Source organism: Pedobacter agri PB92 (genome assembly GCF_000258495.1).
In the GTDB taxonomy this organism is placed as follows: domain Bacteria; phylum Bacteroidota; class Bacteroidia; order Sphingobacteriales; family Sphingobacteriaceae; genus Pedobacter; species Pedobacter agri.
The window spans coordinates 1-5,152 of the sequence record NZ_AJLG01000257.1 but is presented as its reverse complement, the minus strand read 5'-3'; the positions used below and the strand labels follow the sequence as shown (position 1 = coordinate 5,152).

Genomic DNA, 5,152 nt, shown 5'->3' with positions numbered 1-5,152 from the left:
GTCGAAATTACCTTTCTTAATCATTTCGAGCCCATCGATACCATTATCGATATCTTCTACATCATAGTTCTCGTATTCTAAGATTTCGCGTAGGGTACTTCTAATCGCCCGCTCGTCATCAATAATTAATAGTTTGGCCATTTAGTATTTGTTTATTCTATTTGATATGCGAATATATTGTTTTTAAATTAATGTATAGTTTTTTATACAACGATTTCAGGCTATAAACGGGAAATTGAGGAAAAGGTTTTATCAGATTTGAAATTTGCCAGCGTTGGGCGCTAAGTTTATTTTACAGGTTTGTGTTTCATAAACCTGATGTGAACGGTATACTTTTTTGAAGCTTCCTTCGATATGTTCAGGATGCCATTCGCAAAAAAGATTTAGTGAGCAGCAGGGCTGAAATAAGCCAAGCATTGCTGTTTTGGCTTTTCAAGAAAATAAAAAATGCAGGTCTGTAAGCCGGGTTCTGTTTCCTGATTGCTCAGAACTTCTATCATTAATCCACTGCAAATGTTGCCATTTACCTCTAACGACCTACCCACTAACATCGGACGGGCAGCCCTACATGCGTTAGCCTATTTGGTCTTTCAACTCCCGGGGTTTACAAACCACTGCAGTCGCCTGCAATGCTCGTGTGCTCTTACCACACGTTTTCACCCTTTCCCAACTTGCGCCAGGTGGTATATTTTCTGTTGCACTAATCCGTAATTCAGGTTTTCAATCCTAAATTCCTTTCCGTTAGAAAGCGAGATGCCCTTCGTTGCCCGGACTTTCCTCTCTCCCGATAAATCGAGACAGCGATAGAACAACCTGCATTTTCCGCAAAGATGGATTTTTTTAACTACAAAAGATACAAATCTGAAAGTTTTTTCAGTCTACCTACAATTCTGGAGCTGTGTAGAAACTTTTGAATAGGGTACAAATCCCTGATGGTTTCCGAAAGAATTGGTTACATAAACCATCACCTGCGCCACATCGATATCAGCCAATTCGGGGAAACCAGGCATTTTCTCCTGATAGTCTTTTCCGTGAATGGTAATTTTCTCATTCGTTCCGTTTTTAATGATGCAGGCTAAATTTTCTTTGTTGGTTTTCAAGAAAACAGAATCCGTTAGCGGAGGAGCAAGCTGACCTAAGCCTTCGCCGTTTTCACCATGGCAATTTTGGCATTTGGCTTTATAAATATCTTTTCCATTCGACATATAGTTTTGCAAATCAATCGTTTCCTGATTTTGACAAGAAATAATTACGGCTACAACCGAAAATAGAAATATTGAATATATGATGTATTTGCGCATTTATGGTTCGTTAATTTTTGCCACGGAAACACGGTTTACACGGAATTAATTCTATTCTTTCCGTGCTTCCGTAGCAATAAAATCTATTTTTTATACTCTGCCAGTAAAACTGGGATATCTTTCTTAAGCTGCTCTACCTGGTCTTCCTTTGTGCCATCATAAGCACCACGAATCCTTCTGTCTTTATCGATTAAAACCAAATACCCCTGGTGAATGTAACCGTCTTTGGCGGTGCTGTCTTCACCAACAGCAACTAAATAATTTTTTTCTGCTAATGTGTAAACGCTATCCTTGCTACCATAAAGAAATTGCCATTTAGCATTATCAACACCCAACTTTTGAGCATACTTTTTTAATACTGATGGTTTATCATACTTAAAATCGATGGTATGGGATACAAACATCACATCGGGATTGGTTTTGAAATCATTGTAGACTGTCATTAAATTGCGGTGCATAGTTGGGCAGATTGTACTGCAAGAGGTAAAGAAAAAATCGGCAACGTAAACTTTCCCATCTGTTGCTTTATTGGTTGTTAACACACTATCCTGGTTTAAAAATGCCCAATTCGGAATGGTTTGGTAAACGGTGTCAATTTTTTCTACACCTGCTGCATCTTTTATGGTTTCTGCATAACGTTCGCCATAAAAGGGAAGTTTTTTTTCTTGCTGACAAGATGAAAGTATGGTAACTGATAGCATGCCAATGGCTATCGAAGAAATAATTTTATTCATGTTATTTTATTAAAAATGTAAATATACAACCTCTGCTCCTCAAATCCCTCTCTTTGAAGAGAGGGATAGTACAAATTGCCAAACTAATGACCTTGTTAGGAGGAATCATTAGTGCTTATGATTTTTCATTTCCATTATTTGAGATGGCGCAACATTGTAAATTTTTAAAACAGAATCTGATGCTCTGGTAACTTTGATGTAGCTATCTTCAACATTTCTTATTTTAACCATTTCCGATTTATAATAATTTAAGTTTTCTGTTTCATCTCTACCTTTAAAATCATCATTAAAGGCATGCATCCAGTCCATCATATTTTCATCAGCCTGGTTTAACTTTAAAACCAAATCTGCAATTTTTACGGAATCATCAACAGATTTAATCTGACGAGATTTCAGTATTGAGTCTAACTTCATCTTGTTATTGATAACTTTTGCGCCATCAATCATCAGTTTATCGTGTATGTTAAGCACTTCTTTTTTACTGCTTCAGCATCAGGTTCAGTTTTGCAAGCGCTTAAAAGAAGCATGCTTATGCAAAATCCAATTGTTAGTGTCTTTTTCATATTAATCGTTTTAAAAATTATAAGTAAGTCCGAGATATACCTTTCCTGCACTCATGGGATGGTCGGTTTCAGCTTCCCAAATGTTTTTCTGAATTCCAGCATTAAGTGCAACATTTTTGTAAAAGATATCCACACCAACGCCACCCATTAAGTTATTCATGATGTGTTCGCCCGTTTTAGTGCCATTATATGTTTCTCCGGCAGAATACTCGTAGAAAAATTGTGCTGATGGCATAACTTGAATGTCTTTACCTATGCTTTGAGTATAGAAGATATTGAGGAAACTGGTGGTGCTGTTTGCGATTCCTTCGTTACGATTGTTGGTGCCGTTAAATTTATATGATGTATTTAAACTGGCGCCAAACTTGCCAACGCCAACCATGTAATTCAGGTAAATAAAACCATCGGTGCTACCGGTACCTGCTTGCATTAAGGATGAATAACGAATGCCTTCGGTGTTCTTAAAATCATTTTTTCCTGTAGCAACTTTAATTCCTGCGCCGGCAATAAGCTGTTGCCTGAAATTATCTTCCAGTTTTCTGAACAGATGATAGCCTGCGTATACATTAATATCACCAACACCAGAAATCGAAGATGTGTACCCATTATAACGTTCACTATTAGCAACGTATGGCAGAATTGCATTGATCTCCAATTTATTAGTGATAAAGTACTTTTCTCTTACCTCTAGTGAGCGATAAAGCTCATAATCTTCAGGGTTTCCGGCATGACCTGTTATCGGAGCATTCTGACTTCTTGCCGGAATAAAAAACTTTCCACCATTTGGAAATAACGAATGTGACTGGCCTGCATAACCATTAAATGAGCGGTAGCGATACAGCACACTGATGTTGTTTCTGTTGAAGTATGGCGTTATGCCCATGAAGCAACCGCAAATATCACAGGCGTAAGTGCTGCTGCTTAATAGTAATAGCAGCAATACCAATGGCTTACGATTCACTGAATAATTTATTTTTGATAAATTCATTGTCTGTTAATGTTTTTAAAAATGATTTGATTTGCTCTTTTTCTGCTGAGCTTAACGGAATTCCATTTTTTAAGCGTGGATCCAAATTTGCCGATGCTTTTACACCAGAATTGTAGTGTTCTAGAACTTCATCTAAACTATAAAATTGACCATCATGCATGTAAGGTCCGGTGTATTCGATGTTACGCAATGTTGGTATTCGAAAAGTTCCGAAATCGGTTTTTACACCTGTAATGTGTGAGCGGCCTTCATCAACACTAACTAAATCTAAACCATTGCTTCGGTAAGTAAAATCAGTAAAAAGTGGCTCAGTATGGCAGGAACTACATTTCTCTTTAAAAAGATTATAACCAGCAAGTTCTGTCGATGTAAATGAAACGCCGTTTTGCTTTCTCATAACCTGGTCGTATTTGGAATTGCCGGAAACCAATACGCCCATAAACTGTGTGATTGATTTTAATATTTTCTGAGAATTGATTTCCGGTGTACCAAACGCTTTTCTGAACAGTTCTGGATAGGGAGCCGTATTTTTTAACACTGAAACTACAGTTTCCAGATCGGTTTTCATTTCGCATGCATCTGTAAAGGCATTCAGGGGAGATGTTTCGAGGTTCTTTACGCCGCCATCCCAGAAGAAAGCCTTTTGCCAGGCGAGATTAAAAAGTGGAGGTGCATTTCGTTTTCCCTGGCAGTTGTCTACACCGTGACTCACCTTGTGATCCAGATTTGCAAATGCTGCAAATTGTTGGTGGCAGCTTCCACAGGAAACACTTTTATCTGCTGATAAACGGGCTTCGTAAAATAGCTTTTTCCCAAGTGCAAAACCATCGTTTGTTAACTCATTATCTTCGAAATTGTAAGTTGGAGCTGGGAAATTAGATGGAACTGTGAAAGATATTTTCTTTTCTTCCGGAGTAATTTCATCTTCGTTTTTACTGCAGGCATACATCAATGCAATGCTTAAAAAAAAGCATTGCAAAGACTGTTAATTTGTTAAGCATATTAATTATGAATATGATCTAAACGGAATAAACCTTTAGCATAATTATTGGCAACAATTACAGAATTGGCTCCACCCATGGTAAAGTTTAACGAAGCAAAACTTACATCATTTGTGCCTGTGAAGAGAGATGCTGCATTCACAATAAAGTGCATATTCGGTTTAGCATCAGTTCTAATTCTCAAAGGATTTGCTGCATTGATTTCTGTTGAATATGTTCTGATGGTATTATTCGGATCGACCACGCCTCCAATGTGAAAGGTTAAAAGGTTGTTTGCTGCTGTAGATTGTGGTGAAGTTCCTTCCAGTTTAACAAAGATATAACCACTGTTCCAGGTCCAGAACATACCATTTATAGGATCTAAGGCGCCAGTTTGTGCTCCTGCAAAATTCCGGGCGTAGTCAACACCAATTGTGTATTCAATTTTAGTGTAATCACCTGTCGGAACATCATTGATGGTTACAAGTTTCGAAGCAGGTTTTGACTCATCTATCAACAGATAACTCTCAGGAATTAAATAGGTTGTTCCATCAGCTTTGCTGAGTTTAATATTGCTGACATAATA

At 37.6% G+C, this 5,152-nt stretch carries 7 protein-coding genes and 1 other RNA gene; all 8 read right to left on the bottom strand.

All coding sequences use genetic code 11. From position 1 onward, the window contains the following. Positions 1 to 141: response regulator (locus tag ON09_RS24945; protein WP_010603318.1), on the bottom strand; the 141-nt coding region annotated here is incomplete at its 3' end. A 301-nt stretch (positions 142 to 442) separates the two neighbouring features. After that, positions 443 to 820: RNase P RNA component class A (rnpB, locus tag ON09_RS24565), an RNA gene on the bottom strand. Between the two features lie 58 nt (positions 821 to 878). After that, entirely contained in the window at positions 879 to 1,301 is a 423-nt protein-coding gene (locus ON09_RS22465; RefSeq protein ID WP_010603317.1) for a c-type cytochrome, read from the bottom strand. A gap of 83 nt (positions 1,302 to 1,384) precedes the next feature. After that, positions 1,385 to 2,035: an SCO family protein gene (locus ON09_RS22460; RefSeq protein WP_010603316.1), complete on the bottom strand. Its 651-nt coding sequence runs from the start codon at positions 2,033 to 2,035 to the stop codon at positions 1,385 to 1,387. Between the two features lie 108 nt (positions 2,036 to 2,143). After that, positions 2,144 to 2,506, bottom strand: coding sequence for a hypothetical protein (locus ON09_RS22455; RefSeq protein ID WP_157259055.1), 363 nt, complete (start codon positions 2,504 to 2,506; stop codon positions 2,144 to 2,146). A gap of 102 nt (positions 2,507 to 2,608) precedes the next feature. Then, a complete protein-coding gene (locus ON09_RS22450) occupies positions 2,609 to 3,586 on the bottom strand; it encodes a transporter (RefSeq protein WP_010603314.1) in 978 nt (325 codons plus the stop codon). Then, positions 3,549 to 4,565 (bottom strand): cytochrome-c peroxidase, encoded by a 1,017-nt coding sequence (locus ON09_RS22445; protein ID WP_029204571.1) that lies wholly within the window; start codon positions 4,563 to 4,565, stop codon positions 3,549 to 3,551. The genes ON09_RS22450 and ON09_RS22445 overlap by 38 nt, the downstream gene beginning before the upstream one ends. 23 nt (positions 4,566 to 4,588) lie before the next feature. Next, the coding region (locus tag ON09_RS22440; protein ID WP_010603312.1) for an MbnP family protein at positions 4,589 to 5,152 on the bottom strand (564 nt) is incomplete at its 5' end.